The following is a 25,724-nucleotide window of genomic DNA, read 5'->3' on the forward strand; positions in this document are numbered from 1 at the left end:
AGCGGCGCCAGGCCCGGCGCGGGCGGGCGCGGCGCGGGCTCGGCGGGCGTTCCACCGCCGACGGCCCCCGCACCTGGTCGCACATACGTGCCAGCGGTGGCACATACCCGCCGGTGGTGGCACACACCGCGGACCGTGTGTGCGAGCACCACGGGGTATGTGTGAGCGGCGCCAGGCCCGGCGCGGGCGGGCGCGGCGCGGGCGGGCGCGGCGCGGGCTCGGCGGGCGTTCCACCGCCGACGGCCCCCGCACCTGGTCGCACATACGTGCCAGCGGTGGCACATACCCGCCGGTGGTGGCACACACTGCCGACGGTGTGTGCGAGCGCCGCGGGGTATGTGCGAGCGGCGCCGGCCCCGGCGCGGGCCGGCCCGTCGCGCCCGATCGCACATGTGTGCGAGCGCCCGCGGGGGTCTGCGCGCGCAGGATCGCGGACGGCCCCGGGCGACGACGTCACGCCGGCACGAGCAGGGCGAGCGTGAGCCCCGTGAGCTGCCACACCTGCTGCACCCGGTAGGTGCGCAGCGCCTCGCGCTTGGCGTCGTCCAGGCCGCCGAGGGGGTCGGTGCGCTCCCCGGACCGCACGACCCAGATCCGCGGGGGAGCGCCGAGGCAACCGGTGCACTCGGTGGCGCGCAGGCCGTCCGTGCGCAGGGGGCGGGACAGCAGGACGTCGACGGGGCGGCGGTCCGCAGGGACGTAGCGGTCGACGAGGTCGCGGCTCACCCGGTCCTCGCCGCGGGCGCCCGTGCCGTGCACGACGACGTCACCGGGCAGGTACTGCGTCGCGACGAGCGCGCCGAGCTCGCGGGTGGCCTGGCCGTGCCCGTCGGCGGCCCGCTGGTCGAGCTGGGCGGGAAGCGCGAGCACGCCGACGCAGGCCACGACGGCCGTGGCGCGCGCCGATGTCGTGCCCGCGAGGGCGAGCGCCGCGAGCAGCGTCCAGGCCGGGACGGTGAACAGCAGGTAGCGCCCGAGCCAGAGGTCCAGCACCGCGGAGGCAGCGAGCAGGCCGCCCAGCGGGACGAGCGCCCACAGCGCCGGGACGGCGGCGGGTGGCCGCAGCGAGACCGCGAGCAGGCCCAGCCCGATGACGACGCCGCCGATCAGCGTGGTCCCGAACATCTGCGACGGCGTCGTGGTGAGCCGGTCCGCGCCGAGCGTGGGGATCCAGTCGACCTGCGCGCGCTGCCGGGCGCCCAGCCACAGCAGGGGGAGGGCGGGCAGGCAGCCCGCGACCGCGCTCGCGAGCCACGCGGTCCCGCCGCGGCGCGCCAGGGCCACGGCCAGGCCGTGCGCCGGGACCAGCAGCAGGGCGACGACATGGAGGAGCCCGAGCGCCGCCACCGCCGCGGCGTACGCCGACCAGCGCGCGATCCCGGGCCGGTCCAGCGCGCGCACCAGCAGCAGGGTCGCGGCGACGGCCGCGCATACGGTGAGCGCGTACGGGCGTGCCTCCTGGGCGTACCGGCTGGTCGTCGGGAGGATCGCGAACAGCACCCCCGCCGCGAGCCCCGTGCGGGCCCCGGCCAGCCGGGAGCCCAGCGCGGCCGTCAGGCCCGCCGCGACCGCCATGGCCAGCACGGACGGGACGCGCAGCGCGAGGTCGGACGTCCCGGCGAGCGTGGCCCAGCCGCGCATCAGCAGGTAGTACGGCGCCACCACCGCGTCGATCTCGCCGAGCATCGCCCGAAGGCCCGGCAACGGCACCGTCACCGCGCCCCAGGTGGCGAGCTCGTCGGCCCACAGGGCGGGGGTGGACGCGCCGAGCAGGCCGAGCACGCCCGCGAGCACCGCCGGGAGCAGCGACACGAGCGCCCGGCGGTCCCGGAACCGCTCGGTCTCGATCATGCTGAGGTGACCCTAACCGGCCCGGGGCCACTCCGACAGGCCGCAGCTGCCCGTTTCCCGGCAGGATCCACCCCATGACCGAGCCCACCACCACGCTCGACGAGCGGTTCAGCGAACCCGACACGGCGGCGGTCCCGTGGTCGGACACCCTGCGGGTGATCGAGGAAGCGGAGCTGTTCCTGGTCACCACGGTCCGCGCGGACGGCAGGCCGCACGCCAGCCCGCTCGTGGCGGTCTGGCAGGACGGCGCGCTGCACTTCTGCACCGGCCCCGAGGAGCAGAAGGCCCGCAACCTGGCCGTCCACCCGCACGTCCTGCTCAGCACCGGCGACTCCCGCTGGGACGGCGGGCTCGACGTCGTCGTGGAGGGCGAGGCCGTCCGCGTCACGGACCCGGGGCGGTTGCGCGTCCTCGCCGAGGCGTGGACGCGCAAGTGGGACGGGCGGTGGCAGTTCGACGCGGGCGAGGGCGGGTTCGTGCACGAGGCGGGCGCCGCGTACGTCTACCGCGTCGAGCCGGCGAAGGTCCTCGCGTTCGGCAAGGGGCGGTTCACCCACACGCGCTACCGCTTCGCGCCCGCGCCTCGACGGGGATGAGCCGCGGGCCGCGGATCCCGTCGGTGCTGCGATGATCGGCCCGTGATCGTGCGCAGGGAGGTGGCGGGGGACGCGACCCGCGACGTCCTCCTCGCGGCGTTCGAGACCTCGCTCGAGGCCGGCCTGCTGGACGCCCTGCGGGCCGATCCGGGCTGGCTGCCGCGCCTGTCGCTGGTCGCGGAGCGGGCGGGCACGGTGGTGGGCCACGTCGTGTGCACGCGCGGGTACGTCGCGTCGACGCCCGCGCTGGGCCTCGGCCCGCTCGCCGTGCTCCCCGAGGAGCAGGGCAGGGGCGTGGGCTCGGCGCTCATGCACGCGGTGCTCGGCGCCGCCGACGCCGCGGACGAGCCGTTCGTCGCGCTGCTGGGCGAGCCCGCCTACTACGGGCGGTTCGGGTTCGTCGCGGCGTCGGAGCGGGGGATCGCGGCGCCGGACCCGGCGTGGGGCGGGTACTTCCAGGTGCGGGCGCTCACCGCGTATCGGCCGGTGAGCGGCACGTTCGCGTACGCAGCGCCATTCTCGTCGATGTGACGAGAAGGGGCGTGATGGCGGCGTACCCTCCTCGGCCCGGCCAGCACCGCCCAGACGGTCTTGCCGTCGGCGTGCGCCGCCACCCCCCACGCGCGCGCCAGCTCCGCCACCAGGTCCAGGCCGCGCCCGGAGCGCCTGCGGACGTCGGCCGCACCCCGCGGATCCGCGTCCCGGACGGCCACGTGCAGGCCGCGGCGGTCCAGGCTCAGGATCAGCAGCGCCGGTGCGCCGCCGTGCGCGGCGGCGTTCGCCGCGAGCTCGGCCACCACCAGCGGGGCGTCGGGGAAGCGGCCCGCGACGCTCCAGGCCGCGCAGGCGGCATCCACCAGAGCGCGGACGTCCGCGTCCGGCGCGAGCCCGATGCGTCGGCACAGTCGCTGCGGGCGCCGCCCCAGCAACGGCCGGGCGCCCGACCGGTGCGGCCCGACCGGGACCGCCTCGTCGATCCGCTGCGTGCGCAGCATCAGCGCCGTCGGCTCGCGGGCACCGAACAGCACCAGCCGCGCCGTCGGCCAACCGCCCGCGTCGGCCAGCGCGAGGGGGAAGACGTGCAGCAGGCCGGGGCGCGCGACCGTCAGGGCGCCGAGATCGACCCGAACGTCCACCCAGGCCGTGAGGTGCGCATGGACGGTGGTGCGCAGGACGTCCGCCGTGTCCGGGGCGAGCTCGCCGCGGGGGGTCAGGACGCGCTCGGCGACGTCGGTGTCGATCCGGATCGCGGCCACGGTCCCCTCCTGCGCGGCGGGTACCCCTGCCGCAGCGGCCCGAACCCCTACGCCGTCGCCCGAACAGCGATGGCCGTCGCGTCCGGGACGCAGCAGACTGGGCCCCGATCCCGGGAGGTATCTTGCCGCACACCGCCGTGCCCGAGCGCTACGACTCGATGCCCTACCGCCGCTGCGGGCGCAGCGGCCTGAAGCTGCCCGCGATCTCGCTGGGGCTGTGGCAGAACTTCGGCGACGACCGCCCGCTCGCCGTCCAGCGCGAGATCGTGCTGCGGGCGTTCGACCTCGGCATCACCCACATCGACCTGGCCAACAACTACGGTCCGCCCTACGGCTCCGCCGAGCGCAACTTCGGCCGGATGCTCGCCGCCGACCTCGCGCCGTACCGGGACGAGCTGGTGATCTCGACGAAGGCGGGCTGGGACATGTGGCCCGGCCCGTACGGCGAGCTCGGGTCGCGCAAGTACCTGCTCGCGAGCCTCGATCAGAGCCTGGCGCGGATGGGGCTGGACTACGTCGACATCTTCTACTCCCACCGCTTCGACCCCGAGACCCCGCTCGAGGAGACGATGGGCGCGCTCGACGCCGCCGTCCGTGCGGGCAAGGCGCTCTACGTGGGGATCTCGTCGTACTCCCCGGAGCGCACCGCGCAGGCCGCCGAGATCCTGCGCGGGCTCGGCACGCCCCTGCTGATCCACCAGCCGTCCTACTCGATGCTCAACCGCTGGATCGAGGACGGCCTGCTCGACGTCGTGGAGCGCGAGGGCGTCGGCGTCATCGGGTTCTCCCCGCTCGCGCAGGGCATGCTCACCGACCGCTACCTCAACGGGGTGCCGGAGGGTTCCCGCGCGGCGCAGGACGGCTCGCTGGACCGGCAGTGGCTCTCCGAGGAGAACCTCGACCGCATCCGCGCCCTCGCCGCCATCGCGGAGAAGCGCGGGCAGTCGCTCGCGCAGATGGCCCTTGCCTGGACGCTGCGCGATCCGCGCGTCACGTCGACGCTGGTCGGGGCGTCGAGCGTGGCGCAGCTGGAGTCGAACGTCGCGGCGCTGGCGAACCCTGACTTCGACGCGGACGAGCTGGCCGAGATCGACCGGTACGCGACCGAGGCGGGGATCGACCTGTGGCGGGGCTCGGCGACGAGCTGACCGGCGATCATGTCGGCGATGGGCTGGTCGAGTACGAATGCCACCAGGAATGCGGCCGGACGGAGAACGCCCGGCCGGTCCGTCGGGACCTGCCGGGCGTTCTTCCAGGTAGATGGCGGTAGCGGTGGGATTTGAACCCACGGAGGGCGTGAACCCTCACGCGCTTTCGAGGCGCGCTCCTTCGGCCGCTCGGACACGCTACCGGGACGAACTTTACCGGGGCACCGTCGGCCGGCGTCCGCGGGGCGGCTCGCCCGAACGCTGATCGACTTCCGTGCCCGCCCGCGCCACACTTCCGGGATGACCGTCGCCGCCCGACTGCTACTCCCCGTGATCGCGCTCCTCCTCGCGGGGTGCGCCCCCGATCAGACCCCGTCGACCGCCGAGGCCGACTGCACCCCCGGAGCCCTGCCCACCCTCGCACCCGGGACCCTGACCATCGGTACGGACGAGCCGGTGTTCCCGCCCTGGTACGTCGACAACGACCCCACGACCGGAGAAGGCTTCGAGGCGGCCGTGGCGTACGCGATCGCGCAGGAGCTGGGCTACCCGAAGGACAAGGTCACCTGGACGCGGGTGCCCTTCAACGCCGCGATCCAGCCCGGCCCGAAGACCTACGACCTCAACCTCACCGAGTTCTCGATCACCGAGGAGCGCCGCCAGGCCGTCGACTTCTCCACGCCCTACTACGACGTCAAGCAGGCCGTGATCACCCTGACCACGAGCCCGGCCGCTGCCGTCACCGACATCGCCGGGCTCAAGCCCCTGCGGCTCGGAGCCCAGGTCGGGACGACGAGCCTCGCCGCGATCAACGACCAGATCGTGCCGACCACCCCGGCCGCGGTGTTCAACACCAACGACGACGCCAAGCTCGCGCTCACCAACGGCCAGATCGACGCGCTGGTCGTCGACCTGCCGACGGCCTTCTACATCACCGGGGCGGAGCTGGACAACGGCAAGATCGTCGGGCAGCTGCCGTTGGCCGGGGGCACGCCGGAGCAGTTCGGGGCGGTGCTGGACAAGGGCAGCCCGCTGACCCCGTGCGTGAGCGACGCGGTGGACACGCTGCGCGCGGCCGGCACGCTCGCCGCGCTGGAGCAGCAGTGGCTGGCGTCGACCGGTTCGGCGCCCGAACTGAAGTGAGCCTCCCGGCTCCCCAGCTGAGCCCGCTCGCGCAGGAGCGGCTCGCCTACCGCCGCTCCCGCGCCCGCCGGTCCACGGCCGTCGCGTTCTTCTCGACGCTGCTGTTCGCGATCGTGCTGGTCGTGGTCGTGGGCAACTCGCCGGGCTGGCCGCGGTTCCGCGAGACGTTCCTGGACCCGGCGGAGGCGTGGCGCTCCCTGCCGTCGATCCTCGACGGGCTCTGGCTCAACCTGCGGGTGCTGGTGGTGGCGGAGATCGGCGTGCTGGTGGTGGGGCTCGCGATCGCGGGCATGAGGACGCTGCGCGGGCCGGTGTTCTTCCCGCTGCGCGCGCTGGCGACCGCCTACGTCGACCTGTTCCGCGGGGTGCCGCTGCTCATCGCGCTCTACCTGATCGGCTTCGGGCTGCCGGCGCTGCGGTTGCAGGGGATCCCGACGAGCGCGGCCGTCCTGGGGACGATCACGCTGATCCTCGTCTACTCCGCGTACGTCGCGGAGGTGTTCCGGGCGGGGATCGAGTCGGTGCACCCGTCGCAGAGTGCGGCGGCGCGCTCGCTGGGCTTGTCCCACCGCCAGTCGATGCGGCTGGTGGTGCTGCCCCAGGCGGTCCGGCGGGTGCTGCCGCCGCTGCTCAACGACTTCGTCGCGCTGCAGAAGGACGTCGGCCTCATCTCCGTGCTCGGCGCGGTGGACGCGATCCGGGCCGCGCAGATCGCCGTCGCCGAGTCCTACAACTTCACCCCGTACGTCGTCGCGGGGCTGCTGTTCGTGCTGCTCGCCGTGCCGACCGGCCGGTTCGCGGACGCGGTCGCCGCGCGGGCGGCGCGCCGTCAGGAGGGCTCGTGATCCCCGTCCTCCAGGTCCGCGAGCTCGTCAAGCGCTACGGCGACGCGACCGTGCTCGCCGGCCTGGACCTGCAGGTCCGCGAGCACGAGGTGGTCACGCTGATCGGGGCGTCCGGGTCGGGGAAGTCGACGCTGCTGCGGTGCGTGAACCTCCTGGACGACGTCGACGACGGCCAGGTCCTCCTCGACGGCGTGGACGTCACCGACCCGCGGCTCGGGGCGCGCAACCTCGCCGACGCGCGGCGCCGGATGGCGATCGTGTTCCAGGCGTTCAACCTGTTCCCGCACATGACGGCGGTGCAGAACGTGGCGCTCGCCCCGCGGGTCGTGCACGGGATCTCCCGGCGCGACGCCGACGCCCGGGCCACCGAGCTGCTGGAGAGGGTCGGGCTCGCGGCGCTCGCCGGGGCGTATCCCGACCGGCTCTCCGGCGGTCAGCAGCAGCGGGTGGCGATCGCGCGGGCGCTCGCCGTGGCTCCGCGGCTGCTGCTGCTCGACGAGATCACGTCGGCGCTGGACCCGGAGCTGGTGGGGGAGGTGCTCGCGATCGTGCGGGAGCTCGCCGCCGGCGGGATGACGATCCTCATGGCGACCCACGAGATGGGCTTCGCCCGTCAGGTGGCGGACAGGGTGTGCTTCCTCGACGGCGGGCGGCTCGTCGAGTCCGGTCCGCCGGAGCAGGTGCTGGGCGACCCGGTGCACGAGCGGACACGGACGTTCCTGGCCCGGATCATCGCGGCGGGCCGGCTGGGTTGACCGTCGAGAACGACACTGCGCTGATCAACAGGGCGATTCGATCATCGTAAGGTCGTTCTCGACGGGGTCACGGGAGCTGCGCGGGCAGGCCGAACGCCGCGAGGTGTTCCGGGCCGACGAACGTCGTGATCGCGCCGATGCGGTCGTCGCGCACCGTCAGGACGTCGACGGCGAAGCCGACGTGGGCGCCCGACTTCTCGTCCCACAGGTAGGAGCCCAGCGCGGGCTGACCGTTCGCGCCCGTCGGCAGCCGCCGCCACCCCCCGCAGGTGCCGAGCGGGACGGCCTTTGCGAAGTCCGTGACGGCGTCGCGGCCCGCGTACCAGTGCGGGAGCGGCGGCATCGCCCACGTGACGTCCTCGGTGAGGAGCGCGACCAGCGAGTCCGCGTCCCCGCGTTCGAGCGCCGACGCGTAGCCGTTGACGAGCGCCTGCAGGCGGGCGTCACCGAGGCTGCGCAACGTCGCCTGCTGGGAGCGCGGCGGCACCCGCTGCGCGACGACGCGGCGCGCCCGCTGCAGCGCGCTGTTCACGGACGCGACGGACGTGTCCATCACCTCGGCGATCTCCGCCGCGCTGAACCCGAGCACCTCGAACAGCAGCAGCGCCGCCCGCTGGTTGCCCGGCAGGTGCTGGCACGCCGCGACGAACGCCAGCTCGACGGCCTCGCGCTGCTCGTAGGGCAGCTCGGCGTCGGGGTAGGGGCCGAGCCACGCGACGTCCGTGCGCGGGCTGTCGTGGGCGACGGCGTACGGGCTCGACGGCCCGAGATCGACGGGCAGGGCACGGCGTCCGCGGCGCGCGATCACGTCGAGGCAGGTGCGGGTCGCGACCGTGTACAGCCACGTGCGCACGGCGCTGCGCCCCTCGAACCGTCCGATGTGGCGCCAGGCGCGCACCAGCGCGTCCTGCAGGGCGTCGTCGGCATCGTGGACGGAGCCCAGCATCCGGTAGCAGTGGGCGTGCAACTCGCGGTGCAGCGGCTCGACGAGGCGGCTGAATGCGTCGTCGTCGCCTGCACGGGCGCGGTCGAGGTCGGACGTATCTTCGGCCACAGCGATGAGTCTGCCGGACCGGCCGCGGTCACACCCTCCGTGCACCGAGCCGAGGAGGAGAACGTGACCACCACCCACCGCGCCCGACGCCGGAACGCCCTGGAGGAGTGGGCGCTCGTCCACGCCGAACGCGCCGCCCTCGCCGCGGATCTTGCGGACCTGCCCGAGGAGGCGTGGGAGACGGAATCGCTCTGCACCGGGTTCACCGTGCGCGAGGTGCTCGCCCATCTCGCCTCGGCGGCGGGGCTCACCCCGCTGCGCTGGTGGTGGGGCGTGCTGCGCTGCCGGTTCGACTTCGACCGGCAGGTCGCGATGCGCCTGGCCGAGCAGCTCGGGGACTCACCGGCCGAGACCCTCGAGCGCTTCCGCCGCGTCGTCACCAGCACGACGTCGCCGCCGCTGCCGGTGCTCGCGATGCTGGGCGAGACGATCGTGCACGGCCATGACATCCGCCGCCCGCTGGGCCTGCGCCGGGACCACCCGATCACGACCCTCACCCGCCTCGCCGACTACTACGCCGGGACCGACCTGGTCGTGCTCGCACGGGGCCGGATCGGCGGGTTGCGCCTGGTGGCCACCGACGGGCCGTTCACAGCCGGCGCGGGCGCGCTCGTCGCCGGCCCGACGCTGGCACTGATCATGGCGATGACCGGCCGCGGCTCCTTCTGCGACGACCTCGACGGCGACGGCGTGGAGCTCCTGCGCGAACGGTGCTAGTGCCTCGTCCCGGAAGGTTGGGGTTGTGATCGGGTCTGCTTGATCCATCGGTGGAGGGGCGGGAAGGGTGTCCGCCGGAGGTGGTGGGCGTGGCGCGAGGGCCCGAGGTGTTCGTCCGGGAGCTGACCCCGGACGAGGCGCAGCGACTGGTGAAGATCACCCGCACGGCGCGGGACCGGGTCCGGCTGCGGCGAGCGGGGATCGTGCTGGCCTCGATGCAGGGACGCACCGCGACCGAGGCGGCGGCGATGTTCGCCGCGACCGCGCAGTACGCGCGGGAGGTGATCCACGCGTTCAACGACAAGGGGCTCGCAGCCCTGGACCCAAAATGGAGCGGGGGTCGACCGCCTAAGTTCGGCCCCCACGTCCGCGAACTCATCTGCAGGGTCGCCCGCACCCCGCCCCAGCAAGTCGGACTGCCGTTCACCACCTGGAGCCTGACCAAGCTCGTCGAGCACCTCGCCGCAGCGCATCGAGTCGTGATCAGCGTTGAGACCGTCCGGCAGATCCTGCGCACCGCGGGGGTGCGCTGGCAGGCCACCAAGACCTGGAAGGCCAGCAACGATCCGCAGTTCGCCGAGAAGATGACCCGGATCCTCGACGACCGCTGCGCCGCCGGACAAATCCCCGACGGTGGTCGGGTGATCTGTGTCGACGAGTTCGGGCCGCTGAACCTGCAACCACGCCCAGGCCGGGGCTGGTTCCCCTCCGGGCGTCCGGCCCGGCTGCGGGCGACCTATCACCGCTACGGCGGCGTACGGCACATGCTCGCCGGGCTCGATCTCGCCTCGGGGCAGCTGTTCTACCGGCTCCGCGACCGCAAACGCTGGCAGGAGTTCCTGTCGTTCCTGCGCCAGCTGCGCCGCCGGTTCCCGCTCGGGCGGCTGCATGTGGTCTGTGACAACTTCTCCCCACACCGCAAGACCGAGGTCGCCACCTGGTGCGCCGACAACGACGTCGAGCTGGTGTTCACCCCGACCCACGCGTCCTGGCTGAACTGGATCGAGTCGGAGTTCACCGCGCTGCGCTACTTCACCCTCGACAGCAGCGACTACCCCTCCCACGCCGCACAGGAAGCCGCGATCGCCGGCTACGTCCGCTGGGCCAACCGCCACTCCCGACCCAAACGGCGCTTCGCCCCCGAGTCCAAGATCCGCAGACCGGATTACCTACCGAACGTTGCCTGACGAGGCACTAGCGGTGCGCGCCGAAGAACTCCTCCAGCAGCGCGGCGCACTCGCCCGCCAGCACGCCCCCGACCACCTCGGGACGGTGGGTGAGCCGCCGGTCCCGCAGCACGTCCCACAGGGAGCCCGCGGCCCCGGTCTTCGGCTCCCACGCCCCGAACACGACCCGCTCCACGCGGGCCAGCCCGATCGCGCCCGCACACATCGTGCACGGCTCCACGGTCACGACCAGGGTGCAGCCCGAGAGCCGCCACTCGCCGACGGCCACCGCGGCCGCGCGCAGGGCGAGGATCTCGGCGTGGGCCGTCGGGTCGCCCAGCGCCTCGCGTGCGTTGCAGGCTGCAGCAAGCTCGCGACCGGACGCGTCCAGCACGACCGCGCCGATCGGCACGTCGCCCGTCCGGAGCGCCCCCGCCGCGACCTCCAGCGCCCGGCGTACCAGCGCTTCGGGCTCCGGTGTCAACGCGGTGTCACCGCGCGTCGACGACTTCCGCCAGCGCCTCGCCGAACCCGCAGCGGCGGCCGATCGCGATCAGCTGCTCGTCGGGGTAGAGATCGGTCTCCGTGGCGAGCACCTCCAGCTCGTCCGCGGGCAGCCCGAGGTCGGCGACGATCGCGAGGTCGCCCTCCGGCCACGGCTCGGCGTCGGGATCGTCCGCCTCGTAGTCCGGCAACTCGACGCGCAACAGGTCCAGCACGTCCGCCGCGACGTCGTAGTCCAGCGCCGCGATCGCGTCCGACACCATCAGCGCCACCCCGCCCGGCACCGGGCGCAGCAGCACGAAGAACTCGTCGTCCACATCGAGCAGGCCGAGTACCGCCCCCGTCGAGCGCAGCTCCCGCAGGGCGGTGATCGCGCTGTCGAGATCGACGAGCGCTTCCGAATCCAGGCGAGTGCAGCGCCACCGCCCGTCCTCACGGATCGCGGCCACGGCGAACCCGGGCAGCGCGTCCTCCCGCCGGTCCGGGGGCGCTTCGGCGCTCTGCACAGCCATATGTCCACGGTAAGCCTTCGCCGGGGTGTGGGACAGAGCACAGTGGTGGTCGAATCGCCGACCGCAAGCCGACGTGCCGGTAACGGTCGGTTCGGTGCCAGGATCGGTACATGCCCCCGGCCGACGAGCAGCTGAACGGTCTGGTCGCCCAGGCACGCAGCCTCCAGCCGCGGACGATCGCCCTGCGCCGCGCGCTGCACCGCAGGCCCGAGATCGGCCTTGAGCTGCCGCATACGCGCGACGCCGTCGTCGCCGCGCTCGCCGACCTTCCGATCGTGGTCCGCCTCGGCCGGTCCAGCAGCTCGGTCACCGGCGTGCTGGAGGGTGCCCGTCCCGGGCCGACGGTCCTGCTGCGCGCCGACATGGACGCCCTGCCGCTGCAGGAGCAGACGACCCTCAAGTACCGCTCCGAGATCGACGGGCGCATGCACGCGTGCGGCCACGACACCCACGTCGCGATGCTCGCCTCCGCGGCCCGCCTGCTCGCCGAGCGCCGCGACAAGCTCGCCGGGCGCGTCCTGTTCATGTTCCAGCCGGGGGAGGAGGGCTACCACGGCGCACGGCACATGATCGACGAGGGGCTGCTGGACGCGTCCGGTCCGGCCGGCCGGCCGGATGCGGCGTTCGCGCTGCACATCTCGGCGACGCTGCCCGCCGGCGAGCTGCACACCCGCCCCGGCCCGCTGATGGCCGCGAACGACACGGTCCGCGTCGCGGTGACCGGCCGGGGCGGGCACGCCTCCGCCCCGCACGACGCCCTGGACCCCGTCCCCGCCGCCGCGGCCATGATCGGCGCGCTGCAGACCGCCATCACCCGGCGCGTCGACGCACACCAGCCCGCCGTGCTGACGATCGCCCGGCTCGTCGCGGGCACCACCAGCAACGTCATCCCCGAGACGGCCGACATGGAGGGAACGCTGCGGACGCTCTCCGAGCCCGTGCGCACCGTGGTGCGCGAGGAGATCCGGCGCGTCTGCCGGTACACGGCGCTCGCGCACGGTTGCACCGCGGAGGTCGACATCGAGCCGGGCTACCCGGTCACCGTCAACGACGAGGGGTCGGTCGAGCGGGTCTGCACGGTGGCCCGGAAGCTGCTGGGCCGGGGCAAGGTCGCCACGATGTCGACGCCGATCATGGGTGCGGAGGACTTCTCCTACGTGCTGCGGCAGGTGCCGGGGGCCCTGGCCTTCCTCGGCGGCTGCCCCCGTGGCACCGATCCCCGCGCGGCGGCACCGAACCACTCGAACCGGGTCGTGTTCGACGAGGAGGCGATGGCGGCCGGGACCGCCGTCTATGCGGGGTTGGCGCTGGACGTCCTCCGGTAGCCCGGCGAGTTCCGCATCTCGTCGGGGCGAGTTGCGCTTCTCGTCGGGGCGAGTTGCGCTTCTCGTCGGGGCGAGTTGCGCGTTCCAGCGGGGCGAGTTCCGCATCCGGCGGCCGCGAGTTCCGCATCCCGCGGCGGCGAGTTCCGCATCTCGTCGGGGCGAGTTGCGCTTCTCGTCAGCCGCGCACCCCGTCCCGTCCGACGAAACGAACAACACGGCCCGATGGATTGCGCAACTCGCGGGGCCGGGCGTCGGGCACAGTATCGCCCGTGATGCGGATCCGTGAGCTGGCGATGGCGCTGCGTTCCGGCGAGCTGTCGCCGGCCGAGCACGTGGCGGACGTCCTGGACCGGCTCGTCGCCGACACGACGAACGCCGTCGTCGCACTCGACACCGAGCGGGCGACGGCCGAGGCCGCCGCCCGTACCGCCGAGCTGGCGCGCGGCGAGTGGCGCGGCCCGCTGCACGGCGTGGCCGTCGGGATCAAGGACCTCGTCGACGTCGCAGGCCTCCCGACGCGCGCCGGCTCCCGGATCCTCGACGACGCCGGCCCCGCCCGGGCGGACGCCCCGATCGTGACGGCGCTGCGCCGCGCGGGCGCGGTCGTCGTCGCGAAGCTGCACACGCACGAGTTCGCCTACGGTCCGACGGGCGACGTCTCCGCCACCGGACCCGCCCGCAACCCGCACGATCCGTCGCGGATCACCGGTGGTTCGTCGTCGGGGTCCGCCGCGGCGGTGGCGGCCGGGCACCTGCCGCTCGCGATCGGGACGGACACCGGCTGCAGCGTGCGCACCCCCGCCGCGTTGTGCGGGATCGTCGGCCTGAAACCGACGTTCGGCAGGTTGCCGACCGAGGGCGTGTTCCCGCTGGCCGAGAGCTGCGACCACGTCGGGCTGCTCACCGCGGACGTCCACGGTGCCTCGGTGACCTACGACGCGCTCGTCCGGGAGGGCGGCGGCGGGGGCATTCAGGCCCCCGGCGTCGCGGGTGTGCGGATCGGAGCGCCGGCGGACGGCTACTGGGCACCGCTGGACCCGGCGATCGCGGACGGCGTCGCGGCCGCGGTGGAGCGGTTGGCGCGGCACGGCGCGGAGGTCGTCGAGGTCCGCACCGCGATGATCGGCGAGCTGGCGGCGACCTATCCGGTGATCGTCGGCAGCGAGGCCCTCGCCACCCACGGCACGTGGCTGGCCGAGCGGCCCGAGGACTACCAGCCCCTGACGCGACGGCGCCTCGAGCGGATGGCCGACCTCCCCGCACGCGAGTACGTGCTCGCGCAGCGGGCGCGGCGTCGGCTGGTGGCCGCGATGCGGGCCGCGCTGGACGGGGTGGACGCGCTGGTGTTGCCGACGACACGGCTGCGGGCGACGCCGATCGGCGAGCAGGTGATCGACGGTGTGACGGTCGCGTCCGCGCTGCTCGACCTGAACCTGCCGTTCAACCTGTCGGGCTGGCCCGCGGTGTCGGTGCCCGCGGCGGTGGACGGGCTGCCGGCCGGGGTGCAGGTGGTCGGCGTCGGACTGGAGGAGCGGGGCGTGCTGCGGGTGGCGGCTGCCCTCGGCGCCTGATCGCCCGGCTACTGTCTGTACGCATGGAGCGGGCGGTCTGCGTGCTGGGTGCCGGGCTGATCGGCGGCTCGCTGATGCGCGCCGCGGCGAAGGCGGGCCGCGACGTCTGGGGCACGAGTGCGTCGGAGGCGACGGCCGCCGCGGGCCGCGCGGACGGGTTCGACGTCACGGTCGACGCCGACGAGGCCCTTCGCCGCGCGGCGGATGTCGATGCGCTCGCCGTGCTCGCCGTCCCGCTGCCGGTGGTGCCGCGCGTGCTGGAACGGGTGGACGCCGTCGCGCCGACGGTGCGGCTGACCGACGCGGTGAGCGTGAAGGTGGCCGTCGCCGACGCCGTTGCTGCGCACGCCCCCCGGGCCCGCTACGTCGGCGGGCACCCGATGGCCGGCACGGCCGAGTCCGGCTGGCGGGCGGGCGTGCCGGACCTGTTCGAGGCGGCCGCGTGGGTCGTCGACAGCGACGACGGCGTCGACACCGACGTGTGGTGCGACGTCGCCGAGCTCGCCTGGGCCTGCGGCGCCCGGGTCGTCCCGGCCGCGGCGGACGAGCACGACCTCGCCGTTGCCCGCATCTCCCACCTGCCCCATCTCCTGGCCGCCGTCCTGGCCGCGACGGGCGCCGGACCTCAGGGCGGTGTCGAGTCGGACCTGCCGCTCGCCCTGGCCGCCTCGTCGTTCGCCGACGGCACGCGGGTGGCGGGGACCCGGCCGGAACTGGTGCTGGCGATGTGCGAGGGCAACCGGGCGGCGCTGCTCGCCGCGGTGGACGACGCGCTGGGCCGGCTCGGCGCCATGCGTGGCGCGCTCGCCTCGACGGGTGGGCTCGCCGCGACCGTGCGCGCCGGCTACGCAGCCCGGCAGCGCTGGCAGGCGACGCGGGAGCCGCTGGGGCACCGGGTCCGGCGGCCGCGGCCGGGCGACCTCGCGGGGCTGCGGGAGATCGGCAGGCGCGGCGAGGTCGTCGTCGGCTGGGCGTGACGGCGGCCTGCCGAAACCCGCAACTCGGCCGGGCGGAACCCGCAACTCGGCCTGGCGAAACCCGCAACTCGCCGCCGCGGGATGCGCAACTCGCCGCCGCGGGATGCGGAACTCGCGGTCAGCTCGCCACGGCGGGCGCTGCGGGAGAGGCGGGCCGGGGGACCTCCGTGGCGGCGACCAGCGTCGCGATCTGCGGGTACTGCACGACGAAGCCGTTCACGTCCACGACGAGCTCCGCCTCGAAGTCGTCCCAGCTGAACCCGACGACCGCGTGGTCGTCGACCACCGGCGAGATCGTGTGGTAACGCTGCGTGACCAGCTGGGGTTCGAGGTCCGGGAGGGACACGAACACCATCGGGACGTCCTCGTCGCGCGGCTCGCGATGCAGCCCGAGCCGTCGGATGGGCAGGGAGTTGTAGAGCGCGCTGAACTCGACGTCGACGTCCAGCGCGCCGTCGAACGCCGGCCGCGTGCTGCCCGAGCCGCTGTCGGCGAGCCAGAGGCCGTCCTCGCGGCGGTTGAGCGTCAGGTGGCGCTCGCGGGCCGCCGTCGCGGAGGTGAGCGAGACCCGCTGCACGATGTCGTCGTCGCCGACGATCAAGCGGTACGACGCGGTGAACCCGGGTCGCACCAGCCTGCCGAGCGCGCGCAGGCCGCCCTGGGCTCGCTGGATCCGGACGCCCTCGATGCCGATCCCCTCGGCTGCCTGCCACGTGAGCATGGAGGTCACGTGGCACACGGTAGTCACCCGAGTGGCAGGTCCACCTCTCCTGGTGCGGGTCCGGGGGAGAATCCTGCCCGATCGGCGGGGTCTCAGGACCGCGAGGGGACCCGCAGCCAGTCCGGACAGCGCAGCCCCGGCCGGTAGATCGAGCTGCGGCGTTTCGCGACGACCCCCGGCAGCCCGCGTTGGGAGGCGGCGGTGAGGAGGGCCGCGCCGTCGGCGTAGATGGGGGATCGGGTGACGGCGGCGTCGGGCGCCGGGTCGAACGGCAGCCGCTCCAGGGTTGCGCGCCGGTCGGCGAGAGGCCGGTCGAGCAGCGGGACGCCGTAGAGGCGCAGCACGTCGAAGGCCATGAACGTGACGGCGCCGGGCTCGCCGTGCCCGGCGAGGCGCCGCGCGAGAGCCTCCCCGCTGGGCACCCCGTCGGCGAGCAGGACGACGACGCCGTCGAGCAGGATGTCCGGGGCGAGATCGGCGACGGCACCGAGCTCGGGGAAGACGCCGGTGCGGTCGGTGCCGCCCGCGTCGGTGAGGCGTAACCGGCGGTCTTCGACCTCGGCCAGCATGCGCAGCCCGTCCCACTCGACCTCGAACATCCAGTCCGGCCCACCGGGGAGGGTCCCCGGAGTGGCGAGCATGGGTTGCACACGGCCATGCTGTCACCGGGACCGGCGGAATCGTGGGAGGAGCCCCATGCGCGCGATGTGGAGTGGCGCGGTGTCGTTCGGGCTGGTGAGCGTGCCGGTCAAGCTCTACACCGCGACGTCGAGTCATGACATCCGCTTCCACCAGGTTCGGGCCTCGGACGGGGCGCGGATCAAGTACAGGCGGGTCGCGGCGACCGACGGCGAAGAGGTCGAGTACGCCGACATCGTCAAGGGTTACGAGACCGAGGACGGCGAGCTGATCATGCTCACCGAGGAGGATCTCGACCAGCTGCCGATCGCCTCCGGCCACGAGATCGACGTCGTGGAGTTCGTCCCGGGCGACCAGATCGACCCGCTGCTGTTCGACAAGAGCTACTACCTGGAGCCCGAGCCGAAGGCGGCGAAGCCGTACGCGCTGCTTCGCGAGGCGCTGGTGCAGACCGACCGCATGGCCGTCGTGAAGGTGGCGCTGCGGCAGCGCGAGACGATGGCCGTGCTGCGGGTGCGGGGCAAGGTCATCGTGCTGCAGACGATGATCTGGCCGGACGAGGTGCGCACCCCGGACTTCGACATCCTCGACTCCGACGTCGAGCTGCGCCCGCAGGAGCTCAAGATGGCGGCGTCGCTGATCGAGAGCCTCGGCGCGGAATTCGACCCGAGCGACTTCCACGACGAGTACCGCGACGCGGTCGCCGAGATGATCGAGCGGAAGCGGACGACGGGAGAGACGCGTCCCGCGCCGGTGGCTGAGCAGCCCGCGGACGAGGGCGACAGCATGACGGACCTGCTGACGGCCCTGCAGCGCAGCGTCGAGGCGGCGAAGGCGAGTCAGAAAGCGCCGGAGAAGCAGGAGAAGCCCGCGGACGACGCGCCGAAGGAGAAACCCGCTGCGCGCAAGCGGTCGTCGAAGAAGGCCGACGATGCCGACGAGAAGCCCACGCGGCGGCGCAAGGCGGTGTAGCCGGCCGCCGGGTGAGCAGGGTGCCCCCCGACGGGCGCGGACCGCCGCGGGTGCGTCGAGTGTGCGTTCGTGCAGGTCGGGCCCGGACTGGGTGCACGCTCGGCGGGTGGGCCGCGCAACTCGGCCTGATGAGATGCGCAACTCGCGGTGGGCGGGCGGTGAGTGGCGGTCGGACGCGCAACTCGGCCTGATGAGATGCGCAACTCGCGGTGGGCGGGGGCCGCAACGGGTCGGGGGAGGGGTCAGCCCGTGTCGATCGCCCGCGCCGCGAGGATCCGTTCGAGGATCAGTGCGGCGCAGCCCGCCACCCCGCCGCGCTCGCCGAGCTTGCTGGGCTCGATGCGCAGCCGCCGCGTGACCGACGCCGAGGCGTGCCGGTAGACCTCCTCGCGCACGCCCGCGACCAGGGGTTCGAACGCGTCGGCGAGGTCGCCCGCGAGGACGACGACGCCCGGGTTGACCAGGTTGACCGCCCCGGCGAGCACCTCGCCGAGACGCCGTCCCGCGTCGCGGACGAGCGAGACTGCCTCGTGGTCGCCGCGGTGGGCGAGCTCGACGATCCCGGCGAGCGTGGTGACGCCGCGCCCGGACAGCGCCCGGATGAGCGCGGGCCCGCCCGCGACCGCCTCCAGGCAGCCCGTCCCGCCGCAGCGGCACGCGACGCCGCCGCCGTCGCGCACCGCGGTGTGGCCGATCTCGCCGCTCGCGCCGTCCGCGCCGCGCTGCAGGCGCCCGCCGCTGACCAGGCCCGCCCCGATGCCGGTGGAGATCTTGACGAGCAGCAGGTCCTCGACGCCGGTGTCGCGCAGGGCACGGTGCTCGGCGACGGCGAGGGCGTTCACGTCGTTCTCGACGACCAGGGGCAGCGGCCGGCCCGGCAGCGTCAGGTGGTCGGTGAGCGCGACACCGTCCCAGCCGGGCATCGCGGGCGCGCGGACGCTGCAGCCGCGGTCGCGGTCCACGGGGCCGGGGATGCTCACGGCGATGCCGCGGACCGTGGCGTCCTCGGTGGCGGCGATCCGGCGGAGGGCGGCGAGCTCCTCGGCGACGGCGCTGAGGACGGCCGCGGGGCCGAGGGTGACATCGATGCGTAGCTCGGACTCGGTGACGACGCGGCCGGCGAGGTCGCACACCGCCACCTGGCTGCGGCTGGCGCCGACGGCCGCGACCAGGACGGCGCCGCCCGTGGCGTGGAACTCCAGCCGGGCCGCGGGCCGACCTCCGGTGGACGCCTCGCCGGGCCGCTCGACGAGCCAGCCCTTCGCGAGGAGGTGGTCGACGCGCGCCGCGACGGCGGTGCGGGACAGGCCCGTGAGCCGGCCCAGCTCGGCGCGGGTGTCGGCACCGCCGCGGACCAGCTCGAACAGGTCTCCGGCGGAGGGTTGGTAGCCGGCTCCACGACGAGCTGCCATGGGGGTCAGTGAATCACTTCCGTCGGTGCGAGGCACGATCAGCACCATATAGGCACTTTAAGTACCTAAACATGACTGCTATGGTTCGGAACTGCCCCACTTCCGACGGGAACAGGAGTCGGCTCGTGCCGAAGCCTTCGAACCCCTCGCCCACCACAGACCGGGCCTGCGATCTGGTCGTCTTCGGCGGCACCGGTGATCTCGCGATGCGCAAGCTCCTTCCGGCGCTGCTGCGCCGGGACACCGACGAGCAGCTGCCGGAGGTCTCGCGGATCGTCGCGGTCTCGCGCGCCGGCCTCGACGACGCGGGCTTCCGCGACAAGGTCGACGCCGAGCTGCGCCGCTCCGCACCGGACCACACGGCGACCGCCCGCAAGCGCTTCCTGCGCAGGCTGCACCACCGCACCGTCGACGTCACGGACGGCACCGATGCCGAATGGGCCGCCCTCGCGGAGCTGCTCGGCCCGCCCGGCCGTCGCGACCGCGTGCTGTACCTCGCCTGCGCGCCGCAGTTGTTCGGCCCGATCGTGCGCCAGGCCCGTGCCGGCGGCCTTCTCGACGACGCCACCCGCGTCGTCCTGGAGAAGCCGATCGGCCACGATCTCTCGTCCGCGCGGCGGATCAACGACGAGGTCGGCGCCGTGGTCGCCGAGGAGAACACCTTCCGCATCGACCACTACCTCGGCAAGGAGACCGTCCAGAACCTGCTGGTCCTGCGCTTCGCCAACACCCTGCTCGAACCGCTGTGGAACGCCGGCGGGATCGACCACGTGCAGATCTGCGTCGGCGAGACCCTCGGCGTCGGCGGGCGCGCCGGCTACTACGACGGTTCCGGCGCGCTGCGCGACATGGTGCAGAACCACCTCCTGCAGCTGCTCTGCCTGGTCGCCATGGAGCCGCCGGCCCGGCTCGACCGCGAGGCCGTCCGCGACGAGAAGCTCAAGGTCCTGCAGTCGTTGCGCCCGCTCACCGGCGCAGACGTGGCCCGCTGCACGGTCCGCGGGCAGTACACCGCGGGCCTGGTGGACGGCCAGGCCGTCCCCGGCTACCGCGACGAGCTGGCGGCCCCCAGCCGCACCGAGACGTTCGTGGCGCTCAAGGCGCAGGTGCACAACTGGCGCTGGGCCGGGGTGCCGTTCTACCTGCGCACCGGCAAGCGGCTGGGCCGGCAGGCCTCGGAGATCGTCGTGCAGTTCCGGCCGGTGCCGCACTCGATCTTCCCGCTGGTCGGCGACGACATCCCGGCCAACCGGCTCGTCCTGCGGCTGCAGCCGGACGAGGGCGTGCACCTGCAGATGATGACCAAACAGCCCGGCCCCGGCGGCATCCGCCTGCACCCGGCGCAGCTGGAGCTGAGCTTCGCCGAGACGTTCGCCGCCCGCCTGCCCGACGCCTACGAGCGGCTGCTCTCCGACGTCGTGCGCGGCAACCCGACGCTGTTCATGCGCCGCGACGAGATCGAGGCCGCGTGGCACTGGACCGAGCCGGTCCAGGCCGCCTGGGACGCCCTCGGAGAGGCGCCGCGGCCCTACCCGGCAGGCACCGCGGGACCCGCGGCAGCCACCGCCCTGATCGAACGTGACGGCCGTACCTGGTACGAGGAGACCCTTCCGTGACCCAGCCGACCCTCCACCCCGTCCTCGCCCGCGTCACCGACACGGTCCGCGAGCGCTCCGAGACCACCCGCGCCACCTACCTGGCCCGCACCCGGGCCGCTGCGCTCGAAGGCCCCGCCCGGGCCGGCCTGGGCTGCGCGAACCTCGCCCACGGCGTGGCCGCCTGCTCGCCGCAGGACAGGCTCGCCCTCACCCGCGCGCCCGTCCCGAACGTCGCGATCGTGTCGGCCTACAACGACATGCTCTCCGCGCACCAGCCGTTCGCCGAGTACCCGGCCCGGCTCAAGGACGCCGTGCGCGCCGCGGGCGGCACGGCCCAGTACGCGGGCGGCGTGCCCGCGATGTGCGACGGGATCACGCAGGGTCGCGCCGGCATGGAGCTGTCGCTGTTCAGCCGCGACCTCATCGCGATGTCCACCGCCGTCGCGCTCTCGCACGACATGTTCGACGCCGCGCTCCTGCTCGGCGTCTGCGACAAGATCGTTCCCGGGCTGGTGATCGGTGCCCTGTCGTTCGGGCACCTGCCGACGATCCTGGTGCCGGCCGGGCCGATGACCTCTGGGCTCGCCAACGCCGAGAAGAGCCGGATCCGCCAGCTGCACGCCGAGGGCAAGGTGGGCCGCGAGGAGCTGCTCGCCGCGGAGTCCGCGTCCTACCACGGGCCCGGGACCTGCACGTTCTACGGCACCGCGAACTCCAACCAGCTGCTCATGGAGATCATGGGTCTGCACCTGCCCGGGGCGAGCTTCGTCAACCCGGGCACGCCGCTGCGCGACGCCCTCACCACCGCCGCGGGCGAGCGGGCGGTCGCGCTGGCCGGTGGCGGCGCCCCGATCGCCGACGTCGTGGACGAGCGGGCCGTCGTCAACGGGCTCGTGGCGCTGCTCGCCACCGGCGGGTCGACGAACCACACGATGCACCTCGTCGCGATGGCGGCCGCCGCGGGAGTGGAGCTGCGCTGGTCCGACTTCGCCGAGCTCTCGGCCATCGTGCCGCTGCTGGCCCGCGTCTACCCGAACGGCAAGGCCGACATCAACCACTTCCACGCCGCGGGCGGTACGTCCCACCTCGTGCGGGAGCTGCTCGGGGCGGGCCTGCTGCACGGTGACGTCACCACGGTGGCGGGTGAAGGCCTCGACGCCTACACCACCGAGCCGTTCATCGGGGACGGCCTGCGCTGGCGGCCCGGCCCGGCCCGCAGCCTCGACACCGAGGTGCTGCGGCCGGTCGCCGCGCCCTTCGCCCCGGACGGCGGGCTGCGCCTGCTCGACGGCAACCTCGGCCGCGCGGTGATCAAGACCTCTGCGGTGGCGCCCGAGCACCGGATCGTCAAGGCGCCCGCGCGCGTCTTCGACGACCAGGCGCACTTCCTCGCCGCGTTCGCCGCCGGTGAGCTGTCAGGCGACCTGGTCGCGGTCGTGCGCTACCAGGGCCCGCGCGCCAACGGCATGCCCGAGCTGCACAAGCTCACCCCCGCGCTCGGTGCGCTGCAGGACCGGGGCCACCGGGTCGCGCTCGTCACCGACGGGCGGATGTCCGGGGCGTCGGGCAAGGTGCCCGCCGCGATCCACGTGTCCCCGGAAGCGGCGGCGGGCGGTCCGCTCGCCCGGATCCGGGACGGCGACCTCGTCGCCCTCGACGCCGACGCCGGGCTGCTGGAGGTCCTCGTGCCCGCACCCGAGCTGGACGCGCGCGAGCACGCCGGTGCCCCGCCGGACGACGGCAGGTGGTCGGGGACGGGGCGCGAGCTCTTCGCCGCGTTCCGCCGCGCCGTGGGCCCGGCCGAGCTGGGCGCGAGCGTCATCGGGGGTGTGCGGTGAGCGAGCTGCTCGACATCGCTCTTCTCGACATCGCGCCGGTGATCCCCGTCGTGGTGCTGCACGACGTCGAGGCGGCCGTCCCGCTGGCCCGGGCGCTGGTGGACGGGGGCCTCGCCGCCATCGAGGTCACGCTGCGCACACCGGAGGCGTTGCCCGCCGTCGAGCGGATCGCCGCGGAGGTGCCGGATGCGCTGATCGGCGTCGGGACGGTGCTCGGCCCGGCGCACGTGGCGGAGTCGGTGCGCGCGGGGGCGCGGTTCCTGGTCAGCCCCGGGGCGACTCCCGGCCTCCTGGACTGCCTGGTCGACAGCGGGCTGCCGTTCCTGCCCGGCGTCGCGACGATCTCGGAGATGATGGCCGTGTACGAGCGCGGGCTCACGGGGATGAAGTTCTTCCCTGCCGAGGCGGCGGGCGGTCGTGCGTTCCTGTCGGCCGTTGCGGGTCCGCTGCCGCAGCTGCGGTTCTGCCCCACCGGGGGAATCACGGCGGCGTCCGCGCCGGGCTACCTCGCGCTGCCCAACGTGGGCTGCGTCGGCGGCTCGTGGACCACGCCGCGCGACGCCCTCGACGCCGGGGACTGGGGGCGCGTCACGGCGCTCGCGAAGGAGGCGGCGGCGCTGGGGCCCTGAACTTCCCCTCGCAACGAGCGGCGCGTTCGTCCCACTCAGTTGGACGAACGCGCCTTTCGTTGCGAAGGGTGGCCGGGTCAGGGGCCGTGGGCGGACTTCGGCGGTACCTCGTCGTTCTGGATCGCCTTGAACAGCACGGAGGCCCGCTTGGTGTCCCAGCGCACGACGGACTGGCCGCCCACGCTGCCGGAGTTCGCCACGGGCACCGTGGTGGCGAGGCCGTCGCCACCGGCGATCCCGCGCATGGCGAGCGCGAGCCCGGCGAGGTTCCACACGTGGTCGCCGGAGTCGACGGTGACGGCCCGCGCCATCGCGCCGGCCAGCGGCACCACGCGGAACGGGTTGAGCAGCGTGGTGGGGCTCGTCGCCTTCTCCACGAGCGCGCCGAGGAACTGGCGCTGCCGGGTCACGCGGTCGAAATCCGATCCCGCGGTGGCCCGTGTCCGGACGTAGCCGAGCGCGGTGGCGCCGTCCATCTCCTGGCAGCCGGCCTTGATGTTCAGCGCCGCCTTCGGGTCCCTGATCGCCTGGTCGGCGCAGATCTCCACCCCGCCGACGGCGTCCACGGCGTCCACGAAGCCGCTGAAGCCGATCTCGGCGTAGTGGTCGATACGCAGGCCGGTGGCCCGCTCCACCGTCTGGATGAGCAGCTTCGCCCCGCCGAAGGAGTACGCCGCGTTGAGCTTCTCCCGGCCGTAGCCCGGCACGTCGACGTAGGAGTCCCGCGGCAGGCTCACCAGGACGCTGCCGCTGCTGCCGCTGTGCAGCAGCATGATCGTGTCCGTGCGCTGGCCGACGTCGCCTCCGGTGGCGAGCTCGCGCTCCTGCTCCTTCGTGAGGCCCTTGCGGCTGTCCGAGCCGACGATGAGCCAGTTCGTGCCGTCCGAGCTGGCCGTGCTGTCGCTGGGCAGCGCGTCCGTGCGCTCCAGGTTGACCTCGACGTACGTGCCGAACGCCACGACCAGCGCCAGCACCACCACGCACGCTGCGATGACGCGGCGCTTCCAGAAGCCGGCACGGCGCGGTGGGCGCGGGCGTACCGGAGGCCGGTCCTGCCGGGGCGGCCCGGGCGCGACGGCCGACCGCGGGGCGTACCCGTTCGGCGGCAGCACCTCTGTGGGCGACTCTGTGGGCGACTCGGCGGGCGGCTCTCCGGACGGCTCGTACCGGGGCGGCGGCGAAGTGTTCCAGCTCGGACGCTGGGAGCGCCGGCCGGGCGGTGGCGGCGGCGCGCCGCGCCGCGGTGGCCCCGACCGTCCGTTCATCCCGCTCTCCCCGTCCTCACTGTCCGTTGCTGTCCATCACTGTCCGTCGACGTGCCTCTGGCCGTGCGCCCGACAGAGGGATCCCACATGAGGGAGACGTCCGAGAGGCCCTACAGGTTCTGTCGTGTCGATTACAGATCGGTGGGCGGTGCGTCCGGGGCGGCGGGAGGGGCACTGCAGCGCCGCCCGCGAGGTGGGATTGACGACGCTGCGGCGGGCCGGGGCGGGGCAGTTGTCCACCTCGACGGTACCTGTCCACAGGTTCCGGATTCGTCCGCAGGCGAGGTCGCCGACGGACGATCATCGGATCCGTGGAGATCACCAACGGTCGGCTGCTGCGCCCGGCCGAGCTGCGGGTACGCGGGTTCACCGACGGCGAGCTCCGGAGACGGCGGCGGGCGCGGGAGCTGGCGGCCGTCCGGCGTGGAGCCTACGTCCTCGGCGGCGACGAGCGGTTGCGGACGCCGGCCTCCCGGCACGCGTTGCTCGTGGAGGCCACGACGGGTGCGGTCCACCCGGACGCGGTCGTCAGCCACGTGTCGGCCGCCGTCCTGCACGGGCTCCCGGTCTGGGGTGCCCCGTTGGATCGCGTGCACCTCACGCGGCCGCGGCGCTCCGGCGCGCGACGAGGTGGCGTCGCGCACGTGCACGCCGCATCCCTCGCTCCGGGCGAGATCACGGTCGTCAGGGGGATCCCGGTCACGACCGTCGCGCGCACGGTCGTCGACATCGCCCGGTCCGCCTCGTTCGAGGCCGCTGTCGTCACCGCGGACGCCGCGCTGCGTGCGGGCGTCGATCCCGACGAACTGCGGGACGTACTTGCACGAGGTGCCCGTCGTCCCGGGCAGCCGGGGGCGCGCCGCGTCGTCGCGTTCGCGGACGGGCGCAGCGAGAGCCCGGGGGAGTCGCGCAGCCGGGCGCTGCTGCACCTGCACCACCTGCCGCCTCCGGAGCTGCAACGGCCGGTGTGGTCGGCCGAGGGGCACTTCCTGGGCCGGGTCGACCTCTGGTGGGAGGGGCGCCGCACGGTCGGGGAGTTCGACGGGCTCGTCAAGTACGGCCGCTCGCTGTCGCCGGGTCAGGACCCCACCGGCGTGCTCGTGGCGGAGAAGCGCCGGGAGGACGCGCTGCGCGACTCCGGCCTGCAGGTGGTCCGCTGGATGTGGGACGAGCTGGAGCACTTCGTCGTGGTGGTCCGGCGGCTGCAGCGGGCGTTCGACCGCGCCGGGC

At 74.1% G+C, this 25,724-nt stretch carries 23 protein-coding genes and 1 tRNA gene; 15 read left to right on the plus strand and 9 right to left on the minus strand.

Annotated elements, in window-relative coordinates:
- Positions 1 to 453: 453 nt before the first annotated feature.
- Positions 454 to 1,851, minus strand: a complete 1,398-nt coding sequence (locus tag AB7J25_RS03455; protein WP_428504907.1) for a glycosyltransferase family 39 protein — start codon at positions 1,849 to 1,851, stop codon at positions 454 to 456.
- 74 nt (positions 1,852 to 1,925) lie between these two features.
- Here AB7J25_RS03455 and AB7J25_RS03460 point away from each other — a divergent pair, with 74 nt between their 5' ends.
- The 3 genes from AB7J25_RS03460 (at position 1,926) to mgrA (ending at position 4,851) form a co-directional block, all read left to right on the plus strand.
- Positions 1,926 to 2,447, plus strand: a complete 522-nt coding sequence (locus AB7J25_RS03460) for a pyridoxamine 5'-phosphate oxidase family protein (RefSeq protein WP_428504909.1) — start codon at positions 1,926 to 1,928, stop codon at positions 2,445 to 2,447.
- A 42-nt stretch (positions 2,448 to 2,489) separates the two neighbouring features.
- A complete protein-coding gene (locus AB7J25_RS03465; RefSeq protein ID WP_428504911.1) occupies positions 2,490 to 2,978 on the plus strand; it encodes a GNAT family N-acetyltransferase in 489 nt (162 codons plus the stop codon).
- A gap of 847 nt (positions 2,979 to 3,825) precedes the next feature.
- The gene (gene mgrA, locus AB7J25_RS03470; protein ID WP_428504913.1) at positions 3,826 to 4,851 is read left to right on the plus strand and encodes an L-glyceraldehyde 3-phosphate reductase; all 1,026 of its coding nucleotides are present in this window, start codon (positions 3,826 to 3,828) and stop codon (positions 4,849 to 4,851) included.
- 113 nt (positions 4,852 to 4,964) lie between these two features.
- On the opposite strand, the gene AB7J25_RS03475 is transcribed toward mgrA, so the two are convergent.
- Positions 4,965 to 5,054, minus strand: a tRNA-Ser gene (locus AB7J25_RS03475).
- Between the two features lie 97 nt (positions 5,055 to 5,151).
- Here AB7J25_RS03475 and AB7J25_RS03480 point away from each other — a divergent pair.
- Genes AB7J25_RS03480 through AB7J25_RS03490 form a run of 3 tightly spaced genes read left to right on the plus strand, consistent with a single transcriptional unit; the run spans position 5,152 to position 7,594 of the window.
- On the plus strand, positions 5,152 to 5,994 hold the full coding sequence (locus AB7J25_RS03480; RefSeq protein WP_428504915.1) for an ABC transporter substrate-binding protein: 843 nt from the start codon (positions 5,152 to 5,154) through the stop codon (positions 5,992 to 5,994).
- Positions 5,991 to 6,839: an amino acid ABC transporter permease gene (locus tag AB7J25_RS03485; protein WP_428504917.1), complete on the plus strand. Its 849-nt coding sequence runs from the start codon at positions 5,991 to 5,993 to the stop codon at positions 6,837 to 6,839. The genes AB7J25_RS03480 and AB7J25_RS03485 overlap by 4 nt, the downstream gene beginning before the upstream one ends.
- The gene (locus AB7J25_RS03490) at positions 6,836 to 7,594 is read left to right on the plus strand and encodes an amino acid ABC transporter ATP-binding protein (protein WP_428504919.1); all 759 of its coding nucleotides are present in this window, start codon (positions 6,836 to 6,838) and stop codon (positions 7,592 to 7,594) included. Before AB7J25_RS03485 ends, AB7J25_RS03490 begins: the two co-directional genes overlap by 4 nt.
- Positions 7,595 to 7,661: 67 nt before the next feature.
- On the opposite strand, the gene AB7J25_RS03495 is transcribed toward AB7J25_RS03490, so the two are convergent.
- Positions 7,662 to 8,648 (minus strand): sigma-70 family RNA polymerase sigma factor, encoded by a 987-nt coding sequence (locus AB7J25_RS03495; RefSeq protein WP_428504921.1) that lies wholly within the window; start codon positions 8,646 to 8,648, stop codon positions 7,662 to 7,664.
- 63 nt (positions 8,649 to 8,711) lie between these two features.
- Here AB7J25_RS03495 and AB7J25_RS03500 point away from each other — a divergent pair, with 63 nt between their 5' ends.
- A complete protein-coding gene (locus AB7J25_RS03500) occupies positions 8,712 to 9,365 on the plus strand; it encodes a maleylpyruvate isomerase family mycothiol-dependent enzyme (protein WP_428504923.1) in 654 nt (217 codons plus the stop codon).
- Between the two features lie 89 nt (positions 9,366 to 9,454).
- Positions 9,455 to 10,552, plus strand: a complete 1,098-nt coding sequence (locus AB7J25_RS03505) for an IS630 family transposase (protein ID WP_428504925.1) — start codon at positions 9,455 to 9,457, stop codon at positions 10,550 to 10,552.
- Between the two features lie 7 nt (positions 10,553 to 10,559).
- On the opposite strand, the gene AB7J25_RS03510 is transcribed toward AB7J25_RS03505, so the two are convergent.
- The gene (locus AB7J25_RS03510) at positions 10,560 to 11,015 is read right to left on the minus strand and encodes a nucleoside deaminase (protein ID WP_428504927.1); all 456 of its coding nucleotides are present in this window, start codon (positions 11,013 to 11,015) and stop codon (positions 10,560 to 10,562) included.
- Between the two features lie 7 nt (positions 11,016 to 11,022).
- Positions 11,023 to 11,547 (minus strand): tRNA adenosine deaminase-associated protein, encoded by a 525-nt coding sequence (locus AB7J25_RS03515; RefSeq protein ID WP_428504929.1) that lies wholly within the window; start codon positions 11,545 to 11,547, stop codon positions 11,023 to 11,025.
- 110 nt (positions 11,548 to 11,657) lie between these two features.
- Between AB7J25_RS03515 and AB7J25_RS03520 the strand changes: the two genes are divergently transcribed.
- The 3 genes from AB7J25_RS03520 to AB7J25_RS03530 all read left to right on the plus strand — a co-directional run bounded on the left by AB7J25_RS03520 (position 11,658) and on the right by AB7J25_RS03530 (position 15,420).
- Positions 11,658 to 12,872 carry a M20 metallopeptidase family protein gene (locus AB7J25_RS03520; protein WP_428504931.1) on the plus strand — a complete coding sequence of 405 codons (1,215 nt, stop codon included), beginning with the start codon at positions 11,658 to 11,660 and terminating at the stop codon, positions 12,870 to 12,872.
- A gap of 272 nt (positions 12,873 to 13,144) precedes the next feature.
- A complete protein-coding gene (locus tag AB7J25_RS03525; RefSeq protein WP_428505116.1) occupies positions 13,145 to 14,443 on the plus strand; it encodes an amidase in 1,299 nt (432 codons plus the stop codon).
- A 23-nt stretch (positions 14,444 to 14,466) separates the two neighbouring features.
- Positions 14,467 to 15,420 carry a prephenate dehydrogenase gene (locus AB7J25_RS03530; RefSeq protein ID WP_428504933.1) on the plus strand — a complete coding sequence of 318 codons (954 nt, stop codon included), beginning with the start codon at positions 14,467 to 14,469 and terminating at the stop codon, positions 15,418 to 15,420.
- Between the two features lie 118 nt (positions 15,421 to 15,538).
- Here AB7J25_RS03530 and AB7J25_RS03535 read toward each other — a convergent pair whose 3' ends face one another.
- Both AB7J25_RS03535 and AB7J25_RS03540 read right to left on the minus strand, forming a co-directional pair.
- Complete coding sequence (locus AB7J25_RS03535) at positions 15,539 to 16,141, minus strand: putative glycolipid-binding domain-containing protein (protein WP_428505118.1); 603 nt, start codon at positions 16,139 to 16,141, stop codon at positions 15,539 to 15,541.
- Between the two features lie 92 nt (positions 16,142 to 16,233).
- The gene (locus tag AB7J25_RS03540; protein WP_428505120.1) at positions 16,234 to 16,782 is read right to left on the minus strand and encodes a hypothetical protein; all 549 of its coding nucleotides are present in this window, start codon (positions 16,780 to 16,782) and stop codon (positions 16,234 to 16,236) included.
- Between the two features lie 55 nt (positions 16,783 to 16,837).
- On the opposite strand from AB7J25_RS03540, the gene AB7J25_RS03545 reads away from it, so the two are divergent.
- Positions 16,838 to 17,752: a Ku protein gene (locus tag AB7J25_RS03545; protein ID WP_428504935.1), complete on the plus strand. Its 915-nt coding sequence runs from the start codon at positions 16,838 to 16,840 to the stop codon at positions 17,750 to 17,752.
- Positions 17,753 to 17,994: 242 nt separating this feature from the next.
- Here the strand turns inward: AB7J25_RS03545 and AB7J25_RS03550 are convergent, their stop codons facing one another.
- The gene (locus AB7J25_RS03550) at positions 17,995 to 19,164 is read right to left on the minus strand and encodes an ROK family transcriptional regulator (protein ID WP_428504937.1); all 1,170 of its coding nucleotides are present in this window, start codon (positions 19,162 to 19,164) and stop codon (positions 17,995 to 17,997) included.
- 125 nt (positions 19,165 to 19,289) lie between these two features.
- Between AB7J25_RS03550 and zwf the strand changes: the two genes are divergently transcribed.
- From zwf to eda, 3 genes are read left to right on the plus strand one after another with little or no spacing between them, the layout of a single operon-like run.
- Positions 19,290 to 20,780, plus strand: a complete 1,491-nt coding sequence (gene zwf / locus AB7J25_RS03555; RefSeq protein WP_428504939.1) for a glucose-6-phosphate dehydrogenase — start codon at positions 19,290 to 19,292, stop codon at positions 20,778 to 20,780.
- Positions 20,777 to 22,600, plus strand: a complete 1,824-nt coding sequence (edd, locus tag AB7J25_RS03560; RefSeq protein ID WP_428504941.1) for a phosphogluconate dehydratase — start codon at positions 20,777 to 20,779, stop codon at positions 22,598 to 22,600. The genes zwf and edd overlap by 4 nt, the downstream gene beginning before the upstream one ends.
- A complete protein-coding gene (gene eda, locus AB7J25_RS03565) occupies positions 22,597 to 23,229 on the plus strand; it encodes a bifunctional 4-hydroxy-2-oxoglutarate aldolase/2-dehydro-3-deoxy-phosphogluconate aldolase (protein ID WP_428504943.1) in 633 nt (210 codons plus the stop codon). Before edd ends, eda begins: the two co-directional genes overlap by 4 nt.
- Before the next feature lie 77 nt (positions 23,230 to 23,306).
- Here the strand turns inward: eda and AB7J25_RS03570 are convergent, their stop codons facing one another.
- Entirely contained in the window at positions 23,307 to 24,203 is an 897-nt protein-coding gene (locus tag AB7J25_RS03570; RefSeq protein ID WP_428504945.1) for an LCP family protein, read from the minus strand.
- Positions 24,204 to 25,724 lie beyond the last annotated feature (1,521 nt).

The sequence above is a fragment of the Pseudonocardia sp. genome (assembly GCF_050246655.1).
GTDB lineage: Bacteria > Actinomycetota > Actinomycetes > Mycobacteriales > Pseudonocardiaceae > Pseudonocardia.

Bases quoted from the DNA above. Each gene is read 5' to 3' on its own strand.
- AB7J25_RS03455 (WP_428504907.1), bottom strand. From the start codon at position 1,851: ATGATCGAGACCGAGCGGTTCCGGGACCGCCGGGCGCTCGTGTCGCTG.
- AB7J25_RS03460 (WP_428504909.1), top strand. From the start codon at position 1,926: ATGACCGAGCCCACCACCACGCTCGACGAGCGGTTCAGCGAACCCGAC.
- AB7J25_RS03480 (WP_428504915.1), top strand. From the start codon at position 5,152: ATGACCGTCGCCGCCCGACTGCTACTCCCCGTGATCGCGCTCCTCCTC.
- AB7J25_RS03515 (WP_428504929.1), bottom strand. From the start codon at position 11,547: ATGGCTGTGCAGAGCGCCGAAGCGCCCCCGGACCGGCGGGAGGACGCG.
- AB7J25_RS03520 (WP_428504931.1), top strand. From the start codon at position 11,658: ATGCCCCCGGCCGACGAGCAGCTGAACGGTCTGGTCGCCCAGGCACGC.
- AB7J25_RS03525 (WP_428505116.1), top strand. From the start codon at position 13,145: ATGCGGATCCGTGAGCTGGCGATGGCGCTGCGTTCCGGCGAGCTGTCG.
- AB7J25_RS03530 (WP_428504933.1), top strand. From the start codon at position 14,467: ATGGAGCGGGCGGTCTGCGTGCTGGGTGCCGGGCTGATCGGCGGCTCG.
- AB7J25_RS03535 (WP_428505118.1), bottom strand. From the start codon at position 16,141: ATGCTCACGTGGCAGGCAGCCGAGGGGATCGGCATCGAGGGCGTCCGG.
- AB7J25_RS03540 (WP_428505120.1), bottom strand. From the start codon at position 16,782: ATGCTCGCCACTCCGGGGACCCTCCCCGGTGGGCCGGACTGGATGTTC.
- AB7J25_RS03545 (WP_428504935.1), top strand. From the start codon at position 16,838: ATGCGCGCGATGTGGAGTGGCGCGGTGTCGTTCGGGCTGGTGAGCGTG.
- AB7J25_RS03550 (WP_428504937.1), bottom strand. From the start codon at position 19,164: ATGGCAGCTCGTCGTGGAGCCGGCTACCAACCCTCCGCCGGAGACCTG.